Origin of the sequence: Trichlorobacter sp., from assembly GCF_034008105.1 — a bacterium.
Lineage (GTDB): Bacteria > Desulfobacterota > Desulfuromonadia > Geobacterales > Pseudopelobacteraceae > Trichlorobacter.
Map to the genome: position 1 here is coordinate 29,461 of NZ_JAVEPN010000003.1, position 25,006 is coordinate 54,466.

General features: G+C 54.7%; 18 protein-coding genes and 1 tRNA gene. 9 read left to right on the top strand and 10 right to left on the bottom strand.

Features of this window, described 5'->3' with window-relative positions; translation table 11 throughout:
- Positions 1-43: 43 nt before the first annotated feature.
- Positions 44-1,699, top strand: a complete 1,656-nt coding sequence (locus RBQ93_RS02665; RefSeq protein WP_320370466.1) for a mucoidy inhibitor MuiA family protein — start codon at positions 44-46, stop codon at positions 1,697-1,699.
- 60 nt (positions 1,700-1,759) lie between these two features.
- On the opposite strand, the gene RBQ93_RS02670 is transcribed toward RBQ93_RS02665, so the two are convergent.
- Together RBQ93_RS02670 and RBQ93_RS02675 are read right to left on the bottom strand one after the other, a co-directional pair.
- Positions 1,760-2,284 carry a YkgJ family cysteine cluster protein gene (locus RBQ93_RS02670; RefSeq protein ID WP_320370467.1) on the bottom strand — a complete coding sequence of 175 codons (525 nt, stop codon included), beginning with the start codon at positions 2,282-2,284 and terminating at the stop codon, positions 1,760-1,762.
- A gap of 3 nt (positions 2,285-2,287) precedes the next feature.
- Positions 2,288-3,274 (bottom strand): NAD(P)H-quinone oxidoreductase, encoded by a 987-nt coding sequence (locus RBQ93_RS02675; RefSeq protein ID WP_320370468.1) that lies wholly within the window; start codon positions 3,272-3,274, stop codon positions 2,288-2,290.
- Positions 3,275-3,428: 154 nt separating this feature from the next.
- On the opposite strand from RBQ93_RS02675, the gene surE reads away from it, so the two are divergent.
- From surE to RBQ93_RS02700, 5 genes are all read left to right on the top strand, one after another.
- Complete coding sequence (gene surE / locus RBQ93_RS02680) at positions 3,429-4,181, top strand: 5'/3'-nucleotidase SurE (protein ID WP_320370469.1); 753 nt, start codon at positions 3,429-3,431, stop codon at positions 4,179-4,181.
- A 94-nt stretch (positions 4,182-4,275) separates the two neighbouring features.
- Positions 4,276-4,899, top strand: a complete 624-nt coding sequence (locus RBQ93_RS02685; protein ID WP_320370591.1) for a protein-L-isoaspartate(D-aspartate) O-methyltransferase — start codon at positions 4,276-4,278, stop codon at positions 4,897-4,899.
- Between the two features lie 10 nt (positions 4,900-4,909).
- Positions 4,910-5,866 carry an RNA polymerase sigma factor RpoD/SigA gene (locus tag RBQ93_RS02690; RefSeq protein ID WP_320370470.1) on the top strand — a complete coding sequence of 319 codons (957 nt, stop codon included), beginning with the start codon at positions 4,910-4,912 and terminating at the stop codon, positions 5,864-5,866.
- 22 nt (positions 5,867-5,888) lie between these two features.
- A complete protein-coding gene (locus RBQ93_RS02695; RefSeq protein WP_320370471.1) occupies positions 5,889-6,404 on the top strand; it encodes an adenine phosphoribosyltransferase in 516 nt (171 codons plus the stop codon).
- A gap of 215 nt (positions 6,405-6,619) precedes the next feature.
- A tRNA-Arg gene (locus RBQ93_RS02700) sits at positions 6,620-6,696 on the top strand.
- 449 nt (positions 6,697-7,145) lie between these two features.
- Here the strand turns inward: RBQ93_RS02700 and RBQ93_RS02705 are convergent.
- From RBQ93_RS02705 to RBQ93_RS02730, 7 genes are all read right to left on the bottom strand, one after another.
- On the bottom strand, positions 7,146-9,596 hold the full coding sequence (locus RBQ93_RS02705) for a DUF3987 domain-containing protein (RefSeq protein ID WP_320370472.1): 2,451 nt from the start codon (positions 9,594-9,596) through the stop codon (positions 7,146-7,148).
- A complete protein-coding gene (locus tag RBQ93_RS02710) occupies positions 9,593-9,862 on the bottom strand; it encodes a hypothetical protein (RefSeq protein WP_320370473.1) in 270 nt (89 codons plus the stop codon). The genes RBQ93_RS02705 and RBQ93_RS02710 overlap by 4 nt, the downstream gene beginning before the upstream one ends.
- A 5-nt stretch (positions 9,863-9,867) precedes the next feature.
- The gene (locus RBQ93_RS12420; protein WP_413818348.1) at positions 9,868-10,137 is read right to left on the bottom strand and encodes a helix-turn-helix transcriptional regulator; all 270 of its coding nucleotides are present in this window, start codon (positions 10,135-10,137) and stop codon (positions 9,868-9,870) included.
- Positions 10,138-10,350: 213 nt separating this feature from the next.
- On the bottom strand, positions 10,351-11,976 hold the full coding sequence (locus RBQ93_RS02715; RefSeq protein ID WP_320370474.1) for a hypothetical protein: 1,626 nt from the start codon (positions 11,974-11,976) through the stop codon (positions 10,351-10,353).
- A 160-nt stretch (positions 11,977-12,136) separates the two neighbouring features.
- On the bottom strand, positions 12,137-12,319 hold the full coding sequence (locus RBQ93_RS02720; protein WP_320370475.1) for a hypothetical protein: 183 nt from the start codon (positions 12,317-12,319) through the stop codon (positions 12,137-12,139).
- A 111-nt stretch (positions 12,320-12,430) separates the two neighbouring features.
- Complete coding sequence (locus RBQ93_RS02725; protein WP_320370476.1) at positions 12,431-14,149, bottom strand: ATP-binding protein; 1,719 nt, start codon at positions 14,147-14,149, stop codon at positions 12,431-12,433.
- A 387-nt stretch (positions 14,150-14,536) separates the two neighbouring features.
- On the bottom strand, positions 14,537-14,875 hold the full coding sequence (locus tag RBQ93_RS02730) for a helix-turn-helix transcriptional regulator (RefSeq protein WP_320370477.1): 339 nt from the start codon (positions 14,873-14,875) through the stop codon (positions 14,537-14,539).
- A gap of 134 nt (positions 14,876-15,009) precedes the next feature.
- Here RBQ93_RS02730 and RBQ93_RS02735 point away from each other — a divergent pair, with 134 nt between their 5' ends.
- Genes RBQ93_RS02735 through RBQ93_RS02745 form a run of 3 tightly spaced genes read left to right on the top strand, consistent with a single transcriptional unit; the run spans position 15,010 to position 24,345 of the window.
- The gene (locus tag RBQ93_RS02735) at positions 15,010-17,883 is read left to right on the top strand and encodes an SNF2-related protein (protein WP_320370478.1); all 2,874 of its coding nucleotides are present in this window, start codon (positions 15,010-15,012) and stop codon (positions 17,881-17,883) included.
- 18 nt (positions 17,884-17,901) lie between these two features.
- Positions 17,902-21,033, top strand: a complete 3,132-nt coding sequence (locus RBQ93_RS02740; RefSeq protein WP_320370479.1) for a site-specific DNA-methyltransferase — start codon at positions 17,902-17,904, stop codon at positions 21,031-21,033.
- 3 nt (positions 21,034-21,036) lie between these two features.
- On the top strand, positions 21,037-24,345 hold the full coding sequence (locus RBQ93_RS02745; protein WP_320370480.1) for a DEAD/DEAH box helicase family protein: 3,309 nt from the start codon (positions 21,037-21,039) through the stop codon (positions 24,343-24,345).
- A gap of 85 nt (positions 24,346-24,430) precedes the next feature.
- Here RBQ93_RS02745 and RBQ93_RS02750 read toward each other — a convergent pair whose 3' ends face one another.
- A complete protein-coding gene (locus RBQ93_RS02750) occupies positions 24,431-25,000 on the bottom strand; it encodes a hypothetical protein (protein ID WP_320370481.1) in 570 nt (189 codons plus the stop codon).
- Positions 25,001-25,006 lie beyond the last annotated feature (6 nt).

A 25,006-nucleotide genomic window follows, 5' to 3' on the forward strand; every position in this document is an offset into this window, starting at 1 on the left:
CCCTGCTATACTTCTCCCTACCGATCCCCAAGGGAGGTTCACCATGCAGATCATACCCATCCTACTGTTGCTGGCTCTGACGACGCCGGCCCTGTCACTGGCGGCAACGCCCCAACGCAGTGCGCTCACCCCACGCATCACCGCAGTCACGGTCTACCAGGACCGAGCCCAGACCATGCGCAGCGCCACCGTCAACCTCAAAACCGGCACCCAGATCGTGGCCCTGGAAGGGCTGCCGGTGCTGCTGCAGGACGATTCGATCCGGGTGGAGGGTAACGGCACGGCGCGGGTCACCGTTGCCGGCGTCGAGATCAAGCGCAGGTTCCTGGAGCAGACCGCTGAAAAACGGGCCAAGGAGTTGGAGGACGAGATTCGCGACCTGGAGCGCAAGGTGGGCGGTCTGGACGCCAAAAAGGCAGGCTTAAGCGCCCAGAAGACCTTCCTGGAGTCGATCCGCGTGGCCTGGAGCGACCGGCTCTCCAAGGAACTGGCCATCGGCAGGCCCTCTGCGGCCGAGCTGCAGGATGCGGCCGGCTTTGTGGCCTCAGGCATCGCCAAGATAGAAGAACAGTCGCTGGACATCGAAAACGACAAGCTGCAACTGAAGAAAAGGATCGACGCCCTGCGGCGGGAACTGCGCGAGGCCAGCGGCTCACTGCGCAAAGAGATGAAGACGGCGGAGGTGACCCTGGAGGTAACCCGCGAAGGCAGTTTCACCCTCAACCTGTCCGGCGTAGTGAGCCGGGCCAGCTGGACGCCGGCTTACGATGTCCGCCTGATGCCCGATGGCGGCAGCGCCCAGCTGACCTACCGGGCCCAGGTGCGCCAGCAGACCGGCGAGGACTGGAACAACGTCGCCCTGACCCTCTCCACCGCCCGCCCTGCCAGCGGCGGTGCGCCGCCGGAACTGAAACCGTGGCGGATCGCCTTCTGGCGTCCACCGCCCCCAGCCGCGGCTCCCCGTTACTATGAAAGCCGCGCAAAATCAGCATTTATGGAGATGGACAACAAGGCGCTGACCATGGCGGCACCGGAGGAAGAACCAGAGGAGGAGGAGGCCGCTGTCCAGACCGCCCAGCTTGCCAGCGAGGCCACCTCGGTCAGCTTCGTAATCCCCAAACCGGTGGATGTTGCCAGCGACGGCAGCCTGCAGAGCAGCGTGATTTCCATCAGCACACTGCCGGTCAGCACCGACTATCTGGCAGTGCCCAAGCTGAGCCCGACGGTCTACCTGTCTGCCGAGCTGGTTAACCAGGCCAGCTATCCGCTGTTAGCCGGTCCGATCAGGATCTTCACCGGCAACACCTTTACCGGCAGTGCCACCCTGAAGAAGGTGGCGGTGGGAGAGAAGTTCACCCTGCCCTTCGGCAGCGACGATCAGTTGACAGTCAAGCGGGAGGAGCTGAAACAGCACAAGGAGGCGGGGCTGTTCGGCAAGAACCGGATGGGCTATCGCTACCGGCTTGAGGCAACCAACTTCCGCAAGCAGCCCCAGACCATCACCATTAAGGATCAGCTGCCCCTGGCTGGCGACAGCGAGATCACGGTCAGTTTGACTGATGTAACGCTCCAGCCCAGCGAGAAGAAAGATGACGGCACGCTGTCCTGGAAGCTGCCACTGGCGGCGGGCGAGAAGAAGGAGTTCAGCTACGAGATCGTGGTGGACTATCCCAAGGACCGGGAGATAAACGGCCTGTAAGATTGAGTCGATGCTCGATGCAAAAAACGGGACGGTCATCACGACCGTCCCGTTTCTGTTTCAGGGCAGCATCTCCGCCAACTGGCTGATCGGAATCCGTTCCGGCAGCCGGATGCCGAATTCCCGCAGATAGAGGGCGTTAACCGCCGCCAGCAGGGTGTTCAACCGCTCCAGATCAACCACCGCCTCACCGGGCAGATGATCGATCCCCTGGCAGTTCTTGGGGCAGACGTCAATCCGCCGCTGCTCACCTTCCACCAGCAGGATCGGCAGACCATGGGTGCGACAGATGATCGGCCGCGCCTCGTACAGCAGGCACCGCTCGCCCGCAAGCAGAGGACAATGCTCGTCCTCCGGCGACCAAGCCGCCAGATGGGCCTTCAACTGTCGCAACTCCTCGGCCGGCAGACGATCGGCCGCCGCGATCATGGCCACCGCCTCCACCGGAAAGACCGAGATGGCCAGACAACACGAGGAACAACCGGCATGACAGGTGATGGCGTCACCCAGGCGATCTTCGATCCCCCGGCAGAGGTCATCCACCTTGGCCAGCAGACTGCGGTAGTTTGCCAGCGGGTCAGGCATCGGCTACTGGATCTTTAAGACGATCTTGCCGAAGTGCTTGTCTTCTTCCATCATGCGATGGGCTTCCACCACCTGATCGATGGTGAAGACCTTTTCGATGATCGGCACGATGGTACGGTCGGCAAACTTGGGCAGGGCGGTCTTGGTGAACTCGGCCACTATGGCGGCCTTATCCTTGACCGGCCGTGAACGCAGTACGCTGCCGATGATCTGCTGACGCTTGACCATCATCAGGGCCAGGTTCAGCTCGGCCTTGATGCCGCTGATGATGCCGATGATCACCAGTCGTCCGGCATAGGCCAGCGAATTCATGTTGGGGGCCAGGTACTTGGCGCCCACATGGTCCAGGATCACGTCGGCTCCCTTTTTGTTGGTAAATTCTTTGACCGCCTCGGAAAAATCAGGGGTGGTGGTGAAATCAACCACCAGATCAACCCCCATTCCCTTGACCCGCTCGATCTTGCTGGGGTGGGCAGTGACGATGATCTTGGTGTTGGGTACCAGCGCCTTGCAGAGCTGTACGCCGGCCATATTAACCCCGCCACCGCCGCCGTGGATGATGGTGGTATTGTTGTCCTTGAGACCGCCGATCATGAACAGGTTGGAGAAGGCGGTGATGTAGGATTCGCAGACGCAGGCCGCCTCCTCAAAGCTCATGCCCTCCGGGATCGGCATCAAGTGGCTGGCATAGGCCACGGCGAACTCGGCGTAGGCGCCGCCACCCACCAGCGACATCACCCGATCGCCCACCTTCCAACCGGAAACGCCTGCCCCCAACGCCTCGATGGTGCCGGCCACTTCCAGGCCCAGGATCTCGGAATCGCCCGGCGGCGGCGGATATTTACCCTCACGCTGCACCAGATCGGGACGGTTGATCGTGGTGGCATAGACCTTCACCAGCACCTGACCCTCGCCGGGAACCGGTGTTTCCACCTCGCCCACCTTGAGCACCTCCACCCCGCCAAAACCATCCATCAACACTGCTTTCATAGCCGTATCCCTCCAAACAAAATGTTGTTTTGAAATTACAGAGTGCCAATCTACCTGCTCGTGCTGCGTTTGTAAACAGTTAAATAGCCGCCTGCACCCTTGATTTTATGACTGTTTTCTGCCATAACCGCCGCATTCCAAAGGGGTTAAAGCCATGAAGATTCTCGTAACCAACGACGACGGCATCGCCGCGCCAGGCATCAAGGCCCTGGCCGAGGCGCTACAGGCACTGGGCGATGTGACTGTTGTGGCGCCGGACCGGGAGCGCAGTGCCGCCGGCCACTCGCTGACGCTGCACTCACCACTGCGGGTATTTGAGCTGCGGCCCGGTTGGTTTGCCGTGGATGGCACCCCCACCGACTGCGTCAACATGGGCATTCACAGCCTGCTGGACACGCCGCCCGACCTGGTGGTCTCCGGCATCAACCACGGCGGCAACCTGGGTGATGACATCACCTATTCCGGCACCGTGGCCGCCGCCATGGAGGCCAACCTGATGGGGATCCCGGCCATTGCAGTCTCACTGGCCACCTACGGGCCCAGCGATCACTTTCCCGATGCGGCCCGCGTCGCGCTGCAGGTTGCTACCGAGCTGACCCGCAACCGCCTGCCGGAAGACACCTTCCTCAACGTCAACGTCCCCAACCTGCCCTTTGACCAGATCAAGCCGGTGCGGATCACGCGTCAGGGTAAACGCTCCTTCGTGGGCAAGATTATCGACAAGGTGGATCCGCGGGGCCGCAAGTACTTCTGGATCGGCAGCGAGGAACCCAGCTTTCTGGACGACGAAGGCACCGACTTTCACGCCGTGGGGCTGGGGCATATCTCCGTTACCCCGCTGCATCTCGACCTGACCAACTACCGCAGCATGCAGACCCTGCAGACATGGCAGTTCGGAGCCCCATGACACTGGACAACCGACCGCTGCTCTGCTATCGTATGCCCCCTGAATCCGGGCCTTGGGAGGGGCATTGAAACGTTTTGAGATAGCCCGTAAACGGATGGTGCAGGAACAGATCATTGCACGCGGCATTAGTTCGCCGCGGGTGATCGAGACCCTGCTCAAGATTCCGCGCCACCTGTTCGTCCAGGAAGCTATGGCTGATCAGGCCTACAACGACGGCGCCCTGCCGATCGGTGAGAAGCAGACCATCTCCCAACCGTACATGGTGGCCCTGATGAGCGAACTGCTGGAACTGAAGCCCCAGGACCATGTGCTGGAGATCGGCACCGGCTCCGGCTACCAGACCGCCGTGCTGGCGTCGCTCTGCCGCCGGGTCTGGACCATTGAACGGATTCGCCCGCTGGCCATGCAGGCCCGCAAGGTGCTGGACGCGCTGCACCTGCTCAACGTCAATATCAAGGTGGGTGACGGCACCCTGGGCTGGCCCGAGGAGGCGCCCTTCGACGCCATTCTGGTGACCGCCGGCGCACCGGCCGTGCCGGAGGCCCTGGCCCAGCAACTAGCCCCCGGTGGTCGTCTGGTGATCCCGGTGGGCGACGCGGCCAACCAGACCATCCTGCGGATTCGCAAGCAAGCCGACGGCAGCCTGACCAGCGAAACCGGCGCTGGCTGCCGCTTTGTGCCGTTGATTGGCCAGCAGGGCTGGCAAACCGCTGCCTAAGGAGAAACGCATGAGCCGCTCTGCAAGCTACAACGAACCGGAACTGCTGGTACCAGCTCTTGATGAGCAGGAGCCGCCCCTCGACTTTGCCGCCGAGGCCGAGGCTGAAGCGGATGAGGAAGAGACCAGCGCTGAAGAGCTGCCGTTGCCCGAAGCAGAACACCTCGATGACGCTATCAAAATCTACCTGCGTGACATCCAGAAGACACCGCTCCTGACCCCTGAAGGCGAGAAGGAGCTGGCTCGCAAGGTTGAACAGGGCGATCGCGCCGCCCGCAACAAGATGATCGAATCCAACCTGCGACTGGTGGTCAAGATTGCCAAACGCTACGTCAACCGTGGCCTGCCGTTCCTCGACCTGATCGAAGAAGGCAACTTGGGCTTGATGAAAGCGGTGGAACGCTTCTCACTGGCCAAGGAATGCCGCTTTTCCACCTACGCCACCTGGTGGATCCGCCAGTCCATCGAACGGGCCTTGGTCAATCAATCCCGTACCATCCGCCTGCCGGTGCATGTCTCCGACGACATCAACCGGATGCTGCGCATCTCACGTCAGCTCACCCAACAACTGCACCGCGAACCGTCAGTACAGGAAGTGGCCGACACCATGAAGACCAAGCCGGCCTACGTGCGGCGCCTGATGGTACTGCTCAAACGCACCTGCTCCATCGAAACCCCGATCGGCGACGGCAACGACTACTTCCTGATCGACACCATCGAAGACAGCTCGGTGGTCTCACCGTCAGAACTTCTGGAAAATCTCGACAAGTATGAGCTGATCGCCCAGCACTTTGAGAAACTCAGCGAAAGTGAGCGGGTCATCCTGGGACTGCGCTTCGGACTCTACGACCAGGAACCGCAAACCCTCGACACCATCGGCCAGAGTTTCGGTGTCACTCGCGAACGGATCCGCCAGATTGAGGCCAAATCGCTTGAAAAGCTGAAGGCCTTTGCGGCCCAGGCCTGATATGACCACGCAAGGAGCCAGCATGGACGACCTGAAACATATCATCCGCGATATCCCGGACTTCCCCAAAAAGGGGATCATCTTCAAGGATATCACCACCCTGCTGCAGGATGCCAAATCCTACCAGCGCATGGTGGACCTGCTGGCCCACCGCTACATCGGTCAGCGGATCGACAAGGTGGTGGGGGTTGAGGCGCGGGGCTTCATCATCGGCTCGGTGCTGGCCTACAAGCTGGGGGCCGGTGTTGTGCTGGTACGCAAGCCAGGCAAACTGCCCTCGGAAACCTTCAGCAAGACCTACCAGCTGGAATACGGCACCGACACCCTGGAGATTCACAAAGACGCCATCAAGCCGGGTGAAAAGATCCTGATCGCCGACGACCTGCTGGCCACCGGCGGCACCATGGCAGCCGTGGTGGACATGGTCAAACAACAGGGCGGCGATATCGTCGAATGCTGCTTCATGACCGAACTCACCTTCCTGGAGGGCCGCAAACGCCTGCCGGAGGGAAAGGTTTACTCCCTGCTGCAGTTTTGATACAAACGAAATCAATCCACAAAAAATGTTGTCTATAACGATGACAGATTTCAGATAATCACCAGGCGACGACGTAAGCCTTTCAAAAAAGTAACAAATGAAGATTTTTTCGTGTTGGCCAGGCTTGCAGAGGGTTTGCGCGGAGACGTACTAGCGTGTACGTAGCACAAGCAAACCTGATGCAAACGAAGCCAGCGCGGAAAAAGATCATTTGAGTCCCCGTAGCTCAGCTGGATAGAGCACTTCCCTCCTAAGGAAGGGGTCGGACGTTCGAATCGTCTCGGGGACGCCAATCAAAACAGGCACCTACAGCAAATTGGCTGCAGGTGCTTTTTCTTTATTTCTAAAATAGTTGTACTTTAGTTGTACTTTTGCCGCTTGCTACCGTCCCCCAAAAACTGCTGACTTTTCCTAAAATGACTTCGCCATGAATACGCAGGGCCAAGCTCAAAACACCTAACTTTTACTAACATTCCAGCGCTTACTGTTAAGCTCCGTTAAGGCGTCAGGGCGAGCCTGAAAAATGGTGACAAATGCTGACATATTAGCAATGGATAGCAACGGCTATGCTATGAAAAAAGGAAGAAAAAAGGAGAATTATCTACAAGTTATCCGGTGGACTCCCCCTCCCGTGCATGCCATTTCATTGATAATAATGTTCTGCAACAGTTACAACACTTACAACAGAATGAGACCACGAAAGCCTATAGTGTTGTAAGTGTTGTAACTGTTGTACCATCGCTAATGCTCAAATACTGCTGGATTCACATGATAGACCACAGAGGCCATCCCCTTCCCGGATGCGGACCTGATTTTTTCAGGTTCTGACACGATGTAGCGTTTAGCTAGAGAGCCAAGCGCTTTTTCCAACCGGTCAACTTCACGAAAACGGGTCAACTCCTGCTGAGCATCCCGACGTCTAAAGGTTAATGCACCCTTTTCCAGAATCCAGCGATACACATGTTTGGCGTCGTTCTGTGAAGTACCGCCATCGATCAGATCAAAGGCCGCCTTTGCATGGGGAATTAGCAGTTCAGACAGCTCAAGGGCCTTGCGCATAACCTTTTCACTGATGGTGATGGTTGCCTCCCCCTGTTCAACCACGGCCATAAGTCCTGCAACACGTAATGCCGCACCAGCCAGTTTGCCAGACCAGTCCTGGATCGGCTCCAAATCCTTCCCATCACCCATTCGGGCCTCCAAAAACACGAAGAAATTTTCCCACGCCTGCATGGCACCAGGATCAAGGGTAAGCGTCCGGGCGCTCTGCTTACCCTGATCATTCAAGAGCGGCGGTATATTCAACAGACCACGTATGCCCTCCTGGTAGGCGGCCTTAACCGTCTGAGGAATCGGTATCGACCCAGCCGTTCGTGTACCAATGTTAGAGGCGGGTAGACAGAAAAGAAACCGCGCCAGACATCCGTTGCCCCGGAAGGATGTTTCAGACAGGCTGCGAATAATGTCCGGCTGAATACAGAGGCCAAAGGTCAGGGCCGGTTCGTCAAGGTAGGCCATGCGTCCTTGGCGGTCAACTCGGACGGCGCTTCCGGCATGACCCTTAAGAAAAATGTCGATGTTGGCCTTACCGCCACTGTAGAGACCGGCCATGATGGAGAAGATACCCCCCTCATCGGCAAACAGCGCCATGCGCTCACCCTGTTCCATCATCAGGTCCTGCAGGCGCTCTGGTGTCACGTCTGCCGTGAACACACGGGGGGCGTACAGTATGTCAGGCAACTCCTCCTGAATCCGCGCAGCTTCTTCTATCAAGGCGATACGATCATTTGCGCTGTCGGTTTTAGCGGCTTTCGACTGCATCAATTTTATACGATCCTCTAGTATCGAACGGGCCACCGCCACCCGTGACCGCTCTCCTTTGCCAAGATCCGCTTGCTCCTTTTCCCATGCTGAAAGCGGTCCGGTAAAGGCATTGACCACGGCAGTTTTACGGCTGGCTGGCGGCAGTGCGGTGACCGTCCATAACGCCAACGGCTCGACATGCTCCGGTGTCCTGGCCACCTGAAAACGCTTCTGGACACATGCCGCTATGACAGGCAGGGCCATCATCACTGACATGGCTGGTGGTGTTTGGGTGTTGGCGGCTACCGCCCCGGCATAATCACCGAGCCATCCAGGTAGCAGTGACGTTGGAATATCCGGAGTTTGCGTTTCACCAAACAGCACAGGCTGGGGCCAGAGATCGGCAGCACCTGATAAAGCGCCAGTCCGCGAGATTGCCGTCTCTATCTGACGCCTAACTTCTGCAATGCCCAGCTCACAATGGAGATCGTTGGCGTCGCTCCCGGCACTACCGTCTGGAAGTGACGGCTTGAAAAGCAAGGCATTGACAGAACGTGCCGCCTCCAGGGCCGCCTGTTCTCCGTTGCCAATATCAGAGACAATCATGGTTCTGGCTTTGGGATACTTCTGATGGATCAGTTCCGCCACTGCCTTAATGTTACCGCAGGATAATGCTGCAATCCCCACGTTGCCGGTTGCCATGCTGTAGGTCAGCATTGTTGCAACACCTTCCCCAATACCAAAGGTAAGGCCACTACCATCTCCGTCTGGCAACTTACCAGTAGCCCAAAAACATCCGCGCTTCTGGCCATCAGCGAGACCGGCTTTGAGGCCAGTCTCGTCAATCATCTCAATGCTGCTGATGCCCTTGTCACCACGTACCGGGATAATCTGAACCATACCTCCGGAGAACTGCTTTCCCTTAGCCTTCGGGTGGTAACCAATAAGCTCCACAAGTGTATCAAGTGGAATCTCGCGGATGGTGTCAGTCGGCTCTACCTGTTTCCGTTGCCAATACAGCGAGGCAACCGGTGGTGTTGAAACTTTCCATACTTCAACGGCAAGTGCTGCGGCCTTCTGCCGTGCATCGTCAAACGCACGTTCAGCTTTCTCCCGCTCCTCTTTTGCCCTACGTCTACGCTCTTCTGCCTCGGCTGGAGTAAGTGGCTGATCACTTGATGTCCAAAATAGACGGGTGTCGTCGGTGATGTGGTTCCAAACCTGGCCACCCTCACCATCAGGAAAGAGCCTGATCCGGCCTGCGCCATTGCGGGTTGTTTTACCAACGACATCCAGCTGATAAAATTTACCGTCTGTGGGGACTGTACGGAACATCACGCTGATCTCATTGCAGGCGTTTTCTGCTGCGGTGTGAAGGTCGCAATTCATAGGGCAACCTCCCGCCGTGTGCGCTCAACTTCCTTGATGTAGCGGTACAAAGTATTACGCCAGGTAGCCAAACGCTTAACCGGCGCAAGCAGTTCTCCGGTGGCATACCGCTGGGCAATCAGCCTGATCTCGTCACTTGCTGAAAACACAATCTCTACCGGGTCTCCTGGGCTGCGTCCGGGAAATAGCACTGGGCGTATCTCGGTAAGGGTCATGATGGCTGATGAGAGGTCAATATCAGTTGTTTTGATGTGATCTGGTCTCATAATGGCTACACCTCCGCCCTATTTTTGCGGGGTCTGCCACGCTTTGCGCCTGGGGCAACCGGCTTTGCGTTCTCCGGCGTGACGGTCAACCTGGATTCAAGCCATGCCTTAATGTCGCTGAGCCGCCAACCGACGGCGTTGTCCCCAATCCTTACCCTGCTGGGCGCCTTGCCAGCCCGCTCATCTCTCCACCACGATGCTGCCGAGCGCCCGGTAATCTGTCGTCGTTCAGGTTCACGAATAATTCTGTCAGTCATACATTCATCCTTTTGCATCGAAAATCAGGAGCGCGCACTTCTGTTAATTCCGATCATAGCGAACGAAACACGATGGTCAACAAAAAGCATCGCAATTACAGGAACTTGAACAACAATAACGATGACAAAATCGGCGTTTCTGTCCCGTTATTGCAAAATAAAAATAAGGCCGCGAAGTAAGATCTTCACGGCCTTTCTGTCTGTTTGCACAAGTTTTATGATTCGTTTTTGTTACATGTTTTTTTCTACTAGGGACTCTTTGGTGAGATATTCGTTGTTTTTCAGCCGGGCTACTATTTTTCTAACAATCTGCTTCTTGGAAAAATGCTCTTTTGCTGCACCAGAGGAAACCTTTAACCAGAAATACCTATCTACGTCACCGTCTTTGCCAAATCCCGCCAATGGGTACAGCGTCGGGTGCTCTCGCATGTGCCGCAGGAGGTCGTTGTGATCTGAGGCTTTTTTCCCCGTGTCACCGTGATAAGCGGCCAATAACTTGTCCACAGCTTTTGAGTTGGCTTTGATCTTTCCTTTTTTCAGTGCTGACATTTTCTTGCTGTTGTCTGTCGTTGTCGCTTCTTTCTTTTCCTTGACTGATTGTGTGGCCTTCTGTGCCGTCTGTTCTGGTGAGCTGTGGAAAGTTGCGGGGGATACGTTAAAACCTTCAAACACAATATCCAAAAGCTCAGTAGGAATATAAGGCGTGTCGGTCGTCTGCCTTGCCTCTTTATCTTCATCACCTGTAAGGCGCTCGAAACCTCGTGATTGATCTAAAAAGGTAATCCGCTCCGGTGACATGGCGCGTTGATATGCAGCGTCAAATTCACTGCGTCGAACAAATGCAACTGGAAGTAGTTTCAAGGCTGCTGTGCGCCATTCGTCAAAATGCCTCTCGGTCTTGTTGTACCGCTCTGAAAGAGATTTTATTGAATGAAGTACAGATTCCCATTCCGTCCGTTTTATCGCCGTAGTTTTCCCATACTGCCAGTGATAGGCAGTCAGCTTGTCCTCCGTTTCCATCCGTCGATTCCAGTCAATACCCTGCTTGTGAGCAAAACAGAGAGCCGTGGTTTCAGGGCCTAATTTCCCACCGGTATAGAAATCAAGGAATCTGACGGGGAGGTAGTCTTGGATGTCGAAATCAACGGTAACTTGCTTTGCGGCTTGATCTATTGTCGGTACAGGTGTCATTTTTGGCGGGAGCTTGATACCTTCGCTGGCGGCATACTCCGTAAGCATTTTGTCCGTTATCCGAATGTCTGAAAGCGGGATACTGACAGGGCTATCCACCAGATAATGAACACCATTTTGGGTAAGTATTACGCACTCGCCTATCTTTCCCCTGACATGAGATTTTGTTCTTTTTACTTCTGGTGGGGTCTCAGGTTCCCACTTGTTTTTAAGTTCATTGAAATGCTGCCAACCATTCATTATCCAACCGACTGCCATATCAATTGAAAAATTTGCCAAACAATCCGCAAAAACTGCTTTTTCTCTGAAAAGTTGAATACGGCCTGATTCTTTGGATTCGGTAGTGTCAAAAGATTCAGGGAATAAGGTAAGCTGAAAAAGCCCCGGTATGTTTGCAGAATCGTATGAGCAGTCGCGTGTACGACCATCACTGCAAGGCACAGGAACTGTTTTCCTTTTGTAGTCAACTTCGCATTTATTGATTATTCCATACCTGTTGAATATGCGTAACGATATTGGTTCCGGGAAAAATACGCATGGTTTCAAAATCGGGTGAGCTTTACCGGAAAACAGAATTTTGTTGCGCAGTTGTTCAAGTGTTTTCTGGAGGTAATCAGCGGAGGGGGTCAATATCCGTGCAGCTTCATCAAGGGTGTGGCTTTCCATACTGTTCCTCTGCAATAAAGATCGTCAGCCTTTTACTCCGTAAGGCTCCTGGTGTGTCCAAGTCCCCATCCATCCGGGTGGCGAGGAGCCATCGGGACAAAATATCCTGCACTCTTCAATCTGATACATTTTTGAGCTTACTCTCGTGGACACACTATCTCTACGGTTTGATATACGCATTCAGCCCAATTGTAACCGGTTTGCCGTCAACCATAACGTCTGTTACGGCATTGCCGCGTGTGCTGGCAACGACCAGCGTTTTGCCAGACGCTGACGGTGCTGGTTTCTCCAGGTCAATTTCGATACAGAGCTTGTTGTCTTTGATTTCAACGGTCATTGCCATTTATGTAGTTCCCTTGCCTTTAGCAGCTCATCAACTAGCTGCATTTATTTGTATTTATGAAGTAATCACACATAAACACACGGCCGTGCGTTTGGCGATTATTACGTGCGTTTAGCCGTGCGTTTTAGCAGTGTAATATGAGCCTCGCCCATTACCATTAAGCTCTAACTTGCCATCCTTAGTCATCTTTTTTAACAGGTGGTATGCCTGGGCAGGGGTGACCTTACACAGCTCAGCAACATCTTCCCGTGTGATCCGTTTGTCTTTTTTAGCATCCAAGGCTGAGAGCACCATCTGGTATTGCTGTATCTTGTCAAACCCCTTGGTCCTCACATAGCCTGAGACATCATCAAGGCGGTTATAGAGGCTCACTGCCAGATGATAAATCCTTGCCCGTTTTTCGCCACGCGCCTCTATAAGACCTCGTTCGAGCAGACGCTCCAAAACTCTCTTACCTTCTGATGGGCCTTTCTGGATAACCTTTGAAACCTGCTCAGAATCAATTCTCCGCTGGACAAAGAGCGTATTCAAAACAATCAGCTCATCCAGTACAAACGGCCTGCCAGCCTTATCCTCTTCATACACAAAAGAGGCAAACTTGAGAGACGGTTCACCACCATTCAGTATGACACGGACTCCATTGGTATCACTGCGGGCATAATCAGGAGCCGGGCGGCCATAACGGAGTTGCCCTTCAAATATCCGGTCAACCCCTCGTCCTGTCTGCTCAACCAGGCCGATCCGCTTGAAGGCTGCCGCAAGCCTGGGATTTCTGGGTTTTGGTTCATGCACAAGCAGGTTATCAACGGTTACACCCTCCGGGAAACCGCCTGGGCTGGCAATAAGCATCTGATCATGGTGCATCTGGATATAGACATCATCAAGCCGAGTATAATCACGGTGCAGGATGGCATTGTTGACCGCCTCACGGAAGCCGCTAGGGGAATAATCCGGCACCGGTAGCCTGAGCATGCCGATGGTTATTTCTTTCTCCTCATTACGGGCTGCAAAGCGAGCGCCTATTTCCTGGAGGGTTTTGAGAAGTGGAGCCCTGAATGGATCATTCACCTTTACGTTGGCCTGTGCGTCAAGAACCTGAAAATGCACCTGATGGGTTGGAATAACCTCTTCGATAATCTCTTCTCTGCCAAGCAGCAGGAGCCCGGCAACATTGGGAACAAGCCTGTTGTGGCGGGTCTCCACAAGACGAAGCGCCTTGGCGATCTCTTCGTTGGACAGCTCAAGCAGGCTTCTGTCCCCGCGCAGGCGGACAATCTCCTGCCGTAACCGCTCAAATTCCAGTGGGTCAAGATCAGCAAAAGTGAGCTGTTCAAGAACCTGTGCCGTAAAGTCCAGCAGCCCCAGGTCAACTCTACGTGAACGTTGGTCTCGGGGATAAAATGGAGCGCTTTCCGGTTTGCCGTCAGACTTAATGGTACGGTGCAACGCTTTACCTGATTTGGTGGAACAGGGCTCCGGGTATGGATCAACCTCAATGGCAATGACCGGCCCCAGATCGTGCCTGACAACTGAGATGCGGGTGTTGATACTCGGAACGGTATTGTTGAAAATTGCCGACTGGAGTTTTGGTGGATCAGTAACATCGCCATGCCGGGGACGGGCACCGGTTATCGCACCGTCGTCCTCAACGCCGATCAGGAGAACACCGCCTTTACTGTTGGCCAGAGAAACGACCTCTTCGTAAATCTCGCGGTCAGGCATTGTTCGCCGGTCGGATTTGAACTCTACGTCAAGCTGTTCACCTTTGGCGATTATGTTTGTCAGTTGGTCAAGGGTTATCAAAGTCGTCATCCTCATCGGATTCGTCATCAGCAATGACTTCAGAAGAATCAACTATAGCCTTACCCATTGCACCGGTAATTTTAGCCAACTGTCGAATGCCATAGTCTCGCTCATGTACCCCAGGAGCATATCGTCGGCAAGCCCAATTTCTGCGTCAGTCAGGGCTCGCTTGATGGTGGCGAGGGAAAAGTAGGCGCTCTGCTCTTTGAGTACGGGTAGAATACCGGTGAAGAGAATCGATTTTTTTGAGGGGGGTGTATCCATTTTTTGTTCTGCCTCACTAACCCGACCACCTCAGTCACAAAAGGCAGGTGAATAGATGATTTGGGGAGGATAGCAGAATAGATTTACTTGAACAACTATTGTGTTTTCAGCTCATCCATCAGGACTGATTACCTTCCCTGCTGCCTCTGTTTAGCTGTTCTTGGTCGCATTAGCCGTAATTTTGAGAATCGATTCCTGGATATCACGGTTCGGGATGGCGCGATAAGAATCTAGCAGCAGTTTTTCAGAGACAGCCAATGGGTAGGGTTCTGCCTCGTCAGTAAAGAAGGCCTGTACCGGCACATCAAGCGTCTGTGCAAGTTGCTGCAGACGATCAGTATTAAGCTTGTTGGTGCCGGATTCATAGTTTTGAATCTGCTGGGTGCTCACCCCGATTTTTTCTGCCAAATACTCCTGCGTCCAGCCTGCCTGCTGGCGAAGTTTCCTCAGCTTCCAACCAATTTGTTTGCTGGTCAAGATGGTTCCCATGTCACGCTCCGATGGATCGTAGAGTAACGATAACCGGAGAGCGCTGACACCAAGCATTGCTTTACTTAAAATCAAGTATTTCTTATAGTACCGACGGCTTAAAAATTGAAATCAAGTCCGGCGGTAACTGCCCGTTGTCCACCCCCTACCATGCCAAATATTACGCTGCCGAGTTGCGGCGACGCTCCGGCTCTGGTGACATAGATCAGCTCTCTATGTCGCTGTTCGATGCCTCGGTTGATCTGAATCCACACCAGATCGAGGCTGCGCTGTTTGCCTGCCGTTCGCCATTATCCAAAGGGGTCCTGCTGGCTGATGAAGTCGGCCTCGGCAAGACCATTGAAGCCGGGCTGGTGCTCTGCCAGTATTGGGCGGAACGGCGTCGGCGTCTGATCGTCATCTGCCCGGCTGCGTTGCGTAAGCAGTGGAGTCTGGAGCTGGCGGAAAAATTCAACCTGCCGTCGGTGATCCTTGAGGCCAAGTCATTCAAGGAGGCATTGCGGAGCGGGAGCGACAATCCGTTCAATGCCGACAGCATCGTCATCACGTCGCTTAACTTTGCCACCTTGCAAAAAGAGCTGGTGAAGCTGGTCCCCTGGGATCTGGCGGTGATTGACGAAGCGCACAAGCTGCGTAATGCCTATCGTCCCAGTAACCGTATGGGGCAAGGTATCCGTTGGGCACTTGAGGAACGCAAAAAACTGTTGCTTACCGCCACTCCGCTGCAGAACTCGCTACTGGAGCTGTACGGACTGTCTACCCTGATTGATGAGCAGATCTTTGGTGATCTGCCGTCATTCCGCGAGCAGTACACCGGCAGTACTGCCGACCTGGATGCGCTCAAACGGCGGCTGGCCGGTTTTGCCAAGCGCACCCTGCGCTCACAGGTGCTGGAATACATCCAGTACACAGAACGTCGTGCCATCACCCGCCCGTTTCATCCATCAGATCAGGAACAGTCGCTCTACGAAGCCATATCAAATTTCCTGCAGCGTGCCGACACCTATGCCATTCCGGATCGACAGCGCACCCTTACCACCCTGATCGTACGCAAGCTGCTGGCCTCCTCTACACAAGCCGTAGCGGGCACCTTGGAAACCATCAAACAGCGCCTTGAGACGCTGCGTGCCGGGCTGCCCGAACCGGAAAATCTGCTTGAGAAGCTGGTTGAGGGGGATGAGCTGGGGGATGATTTTCTGGAAGAGGAACAGGAAGTCGAGACAGCAGACACTGAAGACAGCCTCCAGGAAGAGCCACAGCAGCAGGCCATCGACCGCACGCAGCTTGATGGAGAAATCGCCGAGCTGGACGGTTTCATCGCCCAGGCACGACAGATCGGTGTCGATACCAAGACCCGTACCCTCTGCACCGCGCTTGAGATCGGCTTTGATGAGATGGAGAAGATGGGGGCGTGCCGCAAGGCGCTGATCTTCACTGAAAGCCGGCGCACACAGGACTACCTGAAGACCTTCCTTGAGGCCAACGGTTTTGCCGGACGGATCGTGCTCTTCAACGGCAGCAACACTGATCCTGACAGTAACGCCATCTTTGAACAGTGGCTCAAAGATAATGCGGATACCGGACGGGTCAGCGGCTCCAGAACTGCCGACCGCCGGACTGCCCTGATTGAGCATTTCCGTGACAAAGCCGAGATCATGCTGGCCACCGAAGCGGCAGCAGAGGGTGTCAACCTGCAATTCTGCTCCCTGGTCATTAACTACGACCTGCCCTGGAACCCGCAACGGATCGAGCAGCGGATCGGACGTTGTCACCGTTACGGCCAGAAGCATGACGTGGTGGTGATCAACTTCCTCAATGAGCGCAACGATGCCGACCGTCGGGTCTACGAGCTACTGACCGAAAAGTTCAACCTGTTCTCCGGTGTCTTTGGCGCATCGGACGAGGTTTTGGGCAGCATCGAGACCGGCGTTGATTTTGAACGTCGTATCCTGAGCATCTACCAGGAGTGCCGCAGCACCGGAGAGATTGAGGCGGCCTTTGCCGCGTTACAGGCCGAGATGGAACAGGCCATTGCCAACCGCATGAGTGAAACCCGGCAGACACTGCTGGAGCATTTTGATGAGGATGTCCACTCCCGCTTAAAGGTGAGGCTGGACCAGACCCGTCATCAGCTTGACCGCTTCAGCAAATTGTTCTGGGCCGTCACGAAAATCGTGCTCAATCAGCAGGCCCTTTTTGATGACGAAGAGCTGGCGTTCGACCTGAAGACCCCTCCGACAGCCGTTCCGCAGGGCCGCTATCATCTTATCAGCAAAAGCCGTCACAACATTGAAGGCGCCTTCCTCTACCGCCTCTCCCACCCGCTGGGCGAATACGTGCTCGACAGCGCCTTGCAGCAGGCAACCCCGGCAGCGATGCTTTGTTTTGACATCAGCAGCCACCCCACCAAGATTGCGATGGTAGAGGCGCTCAAGGGGCATTCCGGCGTTCTGGCGTTGGAGCGGCTCACCATCACCTCCTTTGCTACTGAAGAACATCTGCTGTTCAGCGCATTCCGTGCTGACGGCCCCCCCCTTGACCATGAGCAGTGCGAGAAGCTGTTCCAGTGCAGGGCAGAGATCAGCCAGCCAACTGACCTGAAGGCCACCACCCAGCGGCTTACCGCTGAAACCGAACGCCACGCAGCGGCAACCATTGCCAAGGCGCTGGAGACCAGTAACCGCCATTTTCAGGAAGAGCGGGAAAAGCTGGAAAAATGGGCCGATGACCTGGTGCTTGCCTCTGAAAAGGAGCTGAAAGAGACCAAGGCCAGGCTGAAGCTGCTGAACCGTCAGGCGCGGCAGGCGGCAACCACCACCGAGCAGGTGGAGCTGCAGAAACAGATTGTGGAGTTGGAGAAGAAACAGCGCAAGCAGCGGCAGCGGATCTTCGACGTCGAGGACCAGATCATCGAAAGGCGTGATGCCCTGATTGCCCGGCTGGAACAACAGATGACACAGAAAACTAAACGGGAGCGGCTGTTCACCATTGGCTGGACAGTGGTCTAACCGGAGGAGCTTGACAGTATGAGCAAATATGACGACCTGACCGCCAAACTGCGGGAGATATTCCAGATTGACCGGCCTGAGCTGGATTTCGGCATCTACCGGATCATCGGAGCACGGGCCAGCGAGATCAACGACTATCTGGACAAGCGCCTCAAGGCACGGGTGCAGGATTCCCTTGCCCAGGCCGGTACTGCCGGCCTTGCGCAACTCAAGAAAGAACTGGCCGATGCGATTAAGAATGCAGAAGCGCTCGGCGTACAGCCTGACACGGTCCCCAAGGTGCAGGAGCTGCGGCAACGGATCGCTGAACAGGGCACGGGTGCGGCTGACCATGAAAATGCGGTCTTTTCCCACCTGCTGACCTTCTTCTCCCGCTACTACGACAAGGGCGACTTCATCAGCCAACGCCGTTTCAAGGGGGATACCTACGCCATCCCCTACGCCGGTGAAGAGGTGGTGCTGCACTGGGCCAACAAGGACCAGTACTACACCAAGAGCGGTGAAACCTTTGCCAACTACAGCTTCAAGCTGGCCGATGGCCGCACTGTCAATTTCCGTCTGGTGGCCGCCGATACTGCCAAGGACAACCGCAAGGATAACGACAAGGAACGCTGCTTTGTGCTGCTGGAGCAGCAGACCCGCCTGCTGGTTGACGAGGATGGTGAGGAGTACGAAGAAGAGCTGCTGCCGGTGGAGGAGCAGCATGGCGAGCTGTTGATCCGTTTTGAGTACCGTTCCATGCCCAAGGGGACCAAGCAAGATGCCGTGGTGAGCAAGGCGGTACAGGCGGTACTGGATGAACCGGCAGTGGCAGCACGCTGGCCGGAACTCTCACGTCGTGAACCGACCGAGAAGAACCCGCAGCGCACCCTGCTGGAAAAACACCTGACCACCTACACCCAGCGCAACACGGCAGACTACTTCATTCATAAGGATCTGGGACGTTTCCTACGGGGCGAGCTGGATTTCTACATCAAAAACGAGGTCATGCACCTGGATGATGTCCAGCATGCGGAGAAGTTTAGCGACATCGAGAAAAACCTGCGGATGATCCAGTGTCTGCGGGCCATTGCCCTGGATCTGATTACCTTTCTGGCTCAACTGGAGGATTTTCAGAAAAAACTCTGGCTGAAGAAGAAGTTTGTGGTGGCAACCCACTACTGCATCACCTTGGACCGGGTGATCAGGGATGCCCCGGAGCTGCTGGAGGCGATAGCCGCCAATGAAAGGCAATGGGAACAGTGGGACCGGCTGGGGATGCTTGCAGAGGGGGCTAGCCGTGCCGTAGACCACCTGCAGGCCCATCCGTTCCTGATGGTGGAGACGGCGCTGTTTGATATGGGCTTCAAGAACAAGCTGCTGGGGGCGATTGACAACCTGGATGAGTCACTGGACGGCCTGCTGATTCACGGGGATAACTTTCAGGCGTTGAACCTGCTGCAGGAGCGGTATCGGGAAAAAGCAAATAGCATCTACATTGACCCCCCCTACAACACTGACGCTACCGTAATCGCTTATAAGAATGGTTATAGAGATTCCTCATGGGTTACGCTTGTTAATTCGAGACTTCCACTTGGAAAGCGCCTTTTGCGTGATGATGGCGTCCATATTTTAACCATTGATGATTATGAACATTCAAACGTAAGGAAGTTGCTTGACTCGGAGTTTGGCGAGGAAAATCATCTCGCTACGGTTGTCATAAGAAACAACCCTTCCGGCCGTTCAACGGTAAAAGGATTTTCGGTTAATCATGAGTTTGGACTTTTCTATAGTGCTAGCTCTAAATCTCCGCAGGTTGGCCGTTTACAGCATAGTGATGCGCAAAGAAACCGTTATGATTTAGAGGATGAGCATGGAGCATATGAATGGGAAAATTTCAGAAAAAGCAGTGCGGGTTCTGATAGGCTAAGCAGACCAAAACAACATTTTCCACTGTATGTAAATGAAACTACGATGAAAATTAGAATGCCTGGTCTTGTGTGGCGCGAATCTTTAAACAGATATGATGTCATTGATATGCATGATTCCTTTGAGAAAGTAGTTTGGCCGATTGATTCTGGAAATAATGAGAAGGTTTGGAGATGGGGAATAGAACGGACTTCACAACAGTTGCATACACTGCTTGCAAAACAGGTAGGTGACAGAGTTGAGATATACGGCAGAAAATACTTGAATATTGCTGGAGTGCTGCCACGAACTTGGTGGGATAAAACACAATACTCAGCTCGTGATAATGGAACCAGAACGTTAAGAGATCTTTTTACAGCAGATGTTGAATTTGACTTCCCCAAAGCAGTAGATGCTGTGGCAGATAGTATTCGTATTGGATGTCCTGATAATAACGGAATGGTAATCGATTATTTTGGCGGGTCAGGCACTACAGCGCACGCTGTAATAACATGCAACCGCGAAGATAAAACAAATCGTAAATACATTCTTATTGAACAAGGTGGATATTTTAATTCTGTCCTGAAGGCTAGAGTTATGAAGGTGGTCTATTCTGCTGACTGGCAAAACGGCCAGGCCACCGACCCGGAAACCGGCATCTCCCATGCCTTCAAAGTTCTCAAGATTGAGAGCTACGAAGACACCCTTAACAACCTGCAGCTTAAACGCACCGATGAGCAGCAAAGCCTGCTGGATACCCTTTCACCGGATGCCCAGGACGATTACCTGCTGCGCTACCTGCTCAACATCGAATCCCAGGGTTCCATCCTCTCGGTGGATTCCTTCCGCAAGCCGTTCAACTGCACCCTCAAGGTTGCGGTAGATTCTGCCGGGGCCTGTGAAGAGTGCACCATTGATCTGGTGGAGACCTTCAATTACCTGATCGGACTAAAGGTGAAGCAGATAGACGCCCATTTGGATCGAGGTTTTGTTGCCGTTACCGGCACGCTATCCACCGGCGAGAAGGCCCTGGTGCTGTGGCGCGATTGTGAACAGGTGGGGTACGACGAGCTGGAGCGTGTCTGCGACAAGTACGCCATCAACCCTCGTGATAGCGAGTTCGACGTGGTCTACATCAACGGCGACCACAACATCCCTTCGATCATCACCGGCACCGAGGAGGAAGGCGGCATCACCAAGACCTTGAAGATCCGCCAGATTGAACCGGAGTTTCTAAGCAACATGTTTGACGGGGAGGTGTAAGCGATGCCGCCTACCCAACGCCGCAGCTTTCATAAGGAGCTGGTGCTTAACCACTGGATGTATCGCTTCTTTAAGGGTGGCAGCCTGCAGACCGTCAAGGAGCGACTGGGGGATGACCGCCACGAAGGGATTGACGAAGACGGCCAGACCCTCTTCTTCCATGAGTTGACCCGTAACCTGTTCAATGTGGATTGCATAGCTAGTGACGACCTGCGCCGCTACGACCTGAATATCGTTGCCCATTGGCAGAGGATTACCCGCAGGCGCAACCGGCTGGAAGAGACCGAACTGAATATGAAGTACTTCCAGTATCTGTCGCTGCTGTTCACCGAGATCTATCTTGACTGGTATTTCAACCGTCAGGATGACCTGCTGGCCGGTTTGAATGATGAGGTGGTAGCATACAACGCCCAAAACACAGAGGAGCATCGCTTTCGCCCCTTTGATGGTGACGAGCTGAACAAGCTGGCCTTCTGGAACGCCACCGGCTCCGGCAAGACCCTGCTGCTGCATGTCAACATCCTGCAGTATCTGCACTATTTCCAGCAGCGCTACCCTGGGAAGCAGCCGGACAAGATTATTTTGCTGACGCCGAATGAAGGGTTGTCAGACCAGCATCTGAGCGAGCTGGATCTGTCCGGCTTCGACTTCTTCCGACTGTTTGACAAGAACAGCAACGCCTTTCAGGGCACCATCGAGGTCATAGACATCAACAAGCTGGGCGACGAGATGGGCGACAAAACCGTTGCGGTGGAGGCGTTTGAAGGCAACAACCTGGTGCTGGTGGATGAAGGACACCGGGGGACCGGCACCGCTGCCGGGGCCTGGATGAGCCGCCGCGAGGTGCTTTGCCGGGGTGGATTTGCCTTTGAGTATTCCGCCACCTTTGGGCAGGCCGTTGCCAAAGGGTTTACCGTGGAGAAGGCCGAGGAGGATGCCAAAAAGAAAAAAGCCAAGCTGCTGTTCGGCACCACGGCCCTACGCAGGTTGGATGCTGATCAACTCCAGCAGTTGGCGCTGACCAGTGATGAGATCCGCAAGGCGCGCACTCTGGCAACGCGGGAACTGTATGCCAAGTGCATCCTGTTCGACTACTCCTACAAGTTTTTCTATGACGACGGCTACGGCAAGGAGTCATTGATCCTCAATCTGGCCAATGATGACGACACTGAAAGGCGCGATCTGTACTTCACCGCCTGCCTGCTCTCCTTTTACCAGCAGCAGTACCTGTGGGAGCGCAACGCTGAGAAGCTGGCCGACTACAATCTTGAAAAGCCGCTCTGGGTGTTTGTGGGCAACAAGGTGAATGATGAGGATTCCGATGTGTTGGATGTGGTCCGCTTTCTGGCTGGCTTCCTGAACAACGACAGCCGGGCAAAGGGGTGGATCAAGGATCTGATCGACAACCGGGCACGGCTGCTGGATACCAAGCAGCGTGACATCTTCAAAGATCGCTTTCTGCCACTGCTGGGGCAAAGCCCCGATGCAGTCTATGCCGACATCCTTAAAAAGCTGTTCAACAGTGATTCACGTCAGCGGTTGAAGCTGGTCAACATGAAGGGCTGCAGCGGTGAGCTGGCCCTGCGGGTGGGCGACGAACCGTTCGGCCTGATCAACATCGGCGATGACGCGGCCTTCTACAAACTCTGCGAGGGTGAGGAACAGACCGATTTCGATACCGAGGCAGATGAGTTTGCAGCATCACTGTTCAGCAGCATCAACCGCAAGGACAGCCGCCTGCATATCCTGATCGGCTCCCGCAAATTCACCGAGGGCTGGAGCAGTTGGCGGGTTTCCACCATGGGGCTGCTTAACATGGGACAGGGTGAAGGCTCCCAGATCATCCAGCTCTTTGGCCGGGGGGTGCGGCTGAAAGGGCAAAATTACTCATTGAAGCGAAGCACACCGGGGCAACGGCCCAAGGGACTACACCTGGAAAGGCTGGAGACCCTCAACATCTTCGGTGTTCGGGCCGGGTACATGGCCAAGTTCAAGGAGTATCTGCAGGAAGAAGGCATTACCCCCAGCGATGAGATCATTGAGCTGGATTTCGAGACCCGGCCCAATCTGCCCAAGGACAAGCTGAAAACGCTGTCGCTGAAGGACGGCTACAAGGATAACCAGAAAAACGGCTTCAAGCGGAGCTGTTACCCGTGGTTGTACGAAATACCCTCTGAATTTGCCGGAAAGGTCAAGGCGCCGCATGTTGAGCTTGATCTCTATCCGCGACTGGAGGCGCTGAGCAGCCAGAATAAGGGTAGCGAGGCCACCACCGCGAATGTACGCCATAAAGGCAAACTGCCGATAGCAGCAATGGCGCTGTTTGATTTTGACCGTGTCTACTTGGCGGTGCAGGATTTCAAACTGCAGCGCAGCATGACCAACCTGCGGCTGGATCGTACCGGCCTGGAAGGATTCTGCAAAACGGGCAACGGCTGGTACACCCTCTACATCCCCGAGGCCGAGCTTGCCATCAACAGAGTCGCGGATATACGCAAGCTGGAAGATATCCTGATCCGACTGCTGCAGGATTACACCGAGCGTTTCTACAAGGCCCTGAAAAATGCCTATGAAGGCCAGTATTATGAAGTGGTAACGGTGCGGCATGATGACGACACCATGCTGAAGGTCTACCACTTCGATATTCAGGATACAGAAGACGGCAAGATCTATCTGGAGCGGCTGGAAGAGCTAAAGAAGCTGGTAGCCTCCGGAACGCTGGGTGAAGTCAGCTCCTGGAACGGCGGCAGCCAGATGGTTGCCATCTGCTTTGACCGGCATCTGTATTATCCGCTGATGTCGATACAGGGAGACGTGCCGCTGAAGATGCGTCCACTGGCCTTTGATGCACCGAGCGAGATCCGTTTTGTGCAGGACCTGGAGGCATTTTATACATCACCCAAAGGCCAGGCTGCCGTTGCCGGACGCAGCCTCTACCTGCTGCGTAATGCCGACACCAAGGCCAAGGGGCTGGGCTTTGCCCTGGCAGGCAACTTCTATCCCGATTTTCTTCTCTGGCTGGTGGATGACGCCAGCGGTAAGCAGTGGCTGAGTCTTGTCGATCCCAAGGGCATCCGCCAGATGGGCCTGAATGATCCCAAGTTTGGCCTGTATAAGGAAGTGAAGGTGTTGCAGGAAAAACTTGCTGATCCTGACCTGGTGCTGAATGCCTTTGTGCTTTCGGCAACACCGATCACCGATCTTATCAATGTAACCTGCACGGAGCAGGAGTTGGAAGACCGCCACCTGCTGTTCATGGGACCGGAAAAGCAGGCGGCCTACCTGGAGAAGATGTTTGAGAGGATGGTGTAACTACAATTTCTAGCATTTTGGCCAGCACCGGGGGCAGCGACACACATACAAAATTCATCGCTGCTCCCTTCAAGGGCGTACAGACTCAACTGGCATCAACCTTGTTCCCCTCAATATCCATCCAGATTGTCCTATCCCGGAAATGAAAGCGGATGCCAGGGTCGTCATTATGATCTCGCACCAGCTGCCCGCCGCATGAATGGCGAAAATTCTTGGCTGCCGTCGTATGTTCATCAACCTGTTCAAAATCTATCGGGGTTAAATCCGTTGACCCGCAGGTAAGGCAATGGGGCGGGGCTATGCGCGCCTGCCGCCAGGCAATCTGAGTATTCAGCTTCTTGATGCTTTCACTGCGTCTGATGTCGCTCGCTGAAGGTCGCCCTCCCCTAAAGATCAACGAGATGAATTTGCTTATGCCGGTCGCAGGCGGCTCTATGAACGGTGCTTCAAACTCATCGTAATCTTCCTGCAGTTCATCAAGTGTGGGTATGTGCTCAACGTAACGAATCGTATCACACTGATTGCACCACGCTGTTGTGCGGCGATAGGTGGCCACCTCATCACCGATCTTGCACTTGAGCCTTATCGGCTGAAAATGTTCCAGATACTCATACTCACAGCCGGTGCAATGATAGCGAATTGAGTCAGTTGACATGGTGGC

Excerpts from the sequence above, each read along its gene's own strand:
- RBQ93_RS12420 (WP_413818348.1), bottom strand. The coding sequence starts at position 10,137 with ATGCAAAAGGATGAATGTATGACTGACAGAATTATTCGTGAACCTGAA.
- RBQ93_RS02725 (WP_320370476.1), bottom strand. The coding sequence starts at position 14,149 with ATGACGAATCCGATGAGGATGACGACTTTGATAACCCTTGACCAACTG.
- RBQ93_RS02670 (WP_320370467.1), bottom strand. The coding sequence starts at position 2,284 with ATGCCTGACCCGCTGGCAAACTACCGCAGTCTGCTGGCCAAGGTGGAT.
- RBQ93_RS02715 (WP_320370474.1), bottom strand. The coding sequence starts at position 11,976 with ATGGAAAGCCACACCCTTGATGAAGCTGCACGGATATTGACCCCCTCC.
- RBQ93_RS02705 (WP_320370472.1), bottom strand. The coding sequence starts at position 9,596 with ATGAATTGCGACCTTCACACCGCAGCAGAAAACGCCTGCAATGAGATC.
- RBQ93_RS02750 (WP_320370481.1), bottom strand. The coding sequence starts at position 25,000 with ATGTCAACTGACTCAATTCGCTATCATTGCACCGGCTGTGAGTATGAG.
- RBQ93_RS02690 (WP_320370470.1), top strand. The coding sequence starts at position 4,910 with ATGAGCCGCTCTGCAAGCTACAACGAACCGGAACTGCTGGTACCAGCT.
- RBQ93_RS02730 (WP_320370477.1), bottom strand. The coding sequence starts at position 14,875 with ATGGGAACCATCTTGACCAGCAAACAAATTGGTTGGAAGCTGAGGAAA.
- RBQ93_RS02720 (WP_320370475.1), bottom strand. The coding sequence starts at position 12,319 with ATGGCAATGACCGTTGAAATCAAAGACAACAAGCTCTGTATCGAAATT.
- RBQ93_RS02740 (WP_320370479.1), top strand. The coding sequence starts at position 17,902 with ATGAGCAAATATGACGACCTGACCGCCAAACTGCGGGAGATATTCCAG.
- RBQ93_RS02745 (WP_320370480.1), top strand. The coding sequence starts at position 21,037 with ATGCCGCCTACCCAACGCCGCAGCTTTCATAAGGAGCTGGTGCTTAAC.
- RBQ93_RS02695 (WP_320370471.1), top strand. The coding sequence starts at position 5,889 with ATGGACGACCTGAAACATATCATCCGCGATATCCCGGACTTCCCCAAA.
- RBQ93_RS02685 (WP_320370591.1), top strand. The coding sequence starts at position 4,276 with ATGGTGCAGGAACAGATCATTGCACGCGGCATTAGTTCGCCGCGGGTG.
- RBQ93_RS02710 (WP_320370473.1), bottom strand. The coding sequence starts at position 9,862 with ATGAGACCAGATCACATCAAAACAACTGATATTGACCTCTCATCAGCC.
- RBQ93_RS02675 (WP_320370468.1), bottom strand. The coding sequence starts at position 3,274 with ATGAAAGCAGTGTTGATGGATGGTTTTGGCGGGGTGGAGGTGCTCAAG.
- surE (WP_320370469.1), top strand. The coding sequence starts at position 3,429 with ATGAAGATTCTCGTAACCAACGACGACGGCATCGCCGCGCCAGGCATC.
- RBQ93_RS02665 (WP_320370466.1), top strand. The coding sequence starts at position 44 with ATGCAGATCATACCCATCCTACTGTTGCTGGCTCTGACGACGCCGGCC.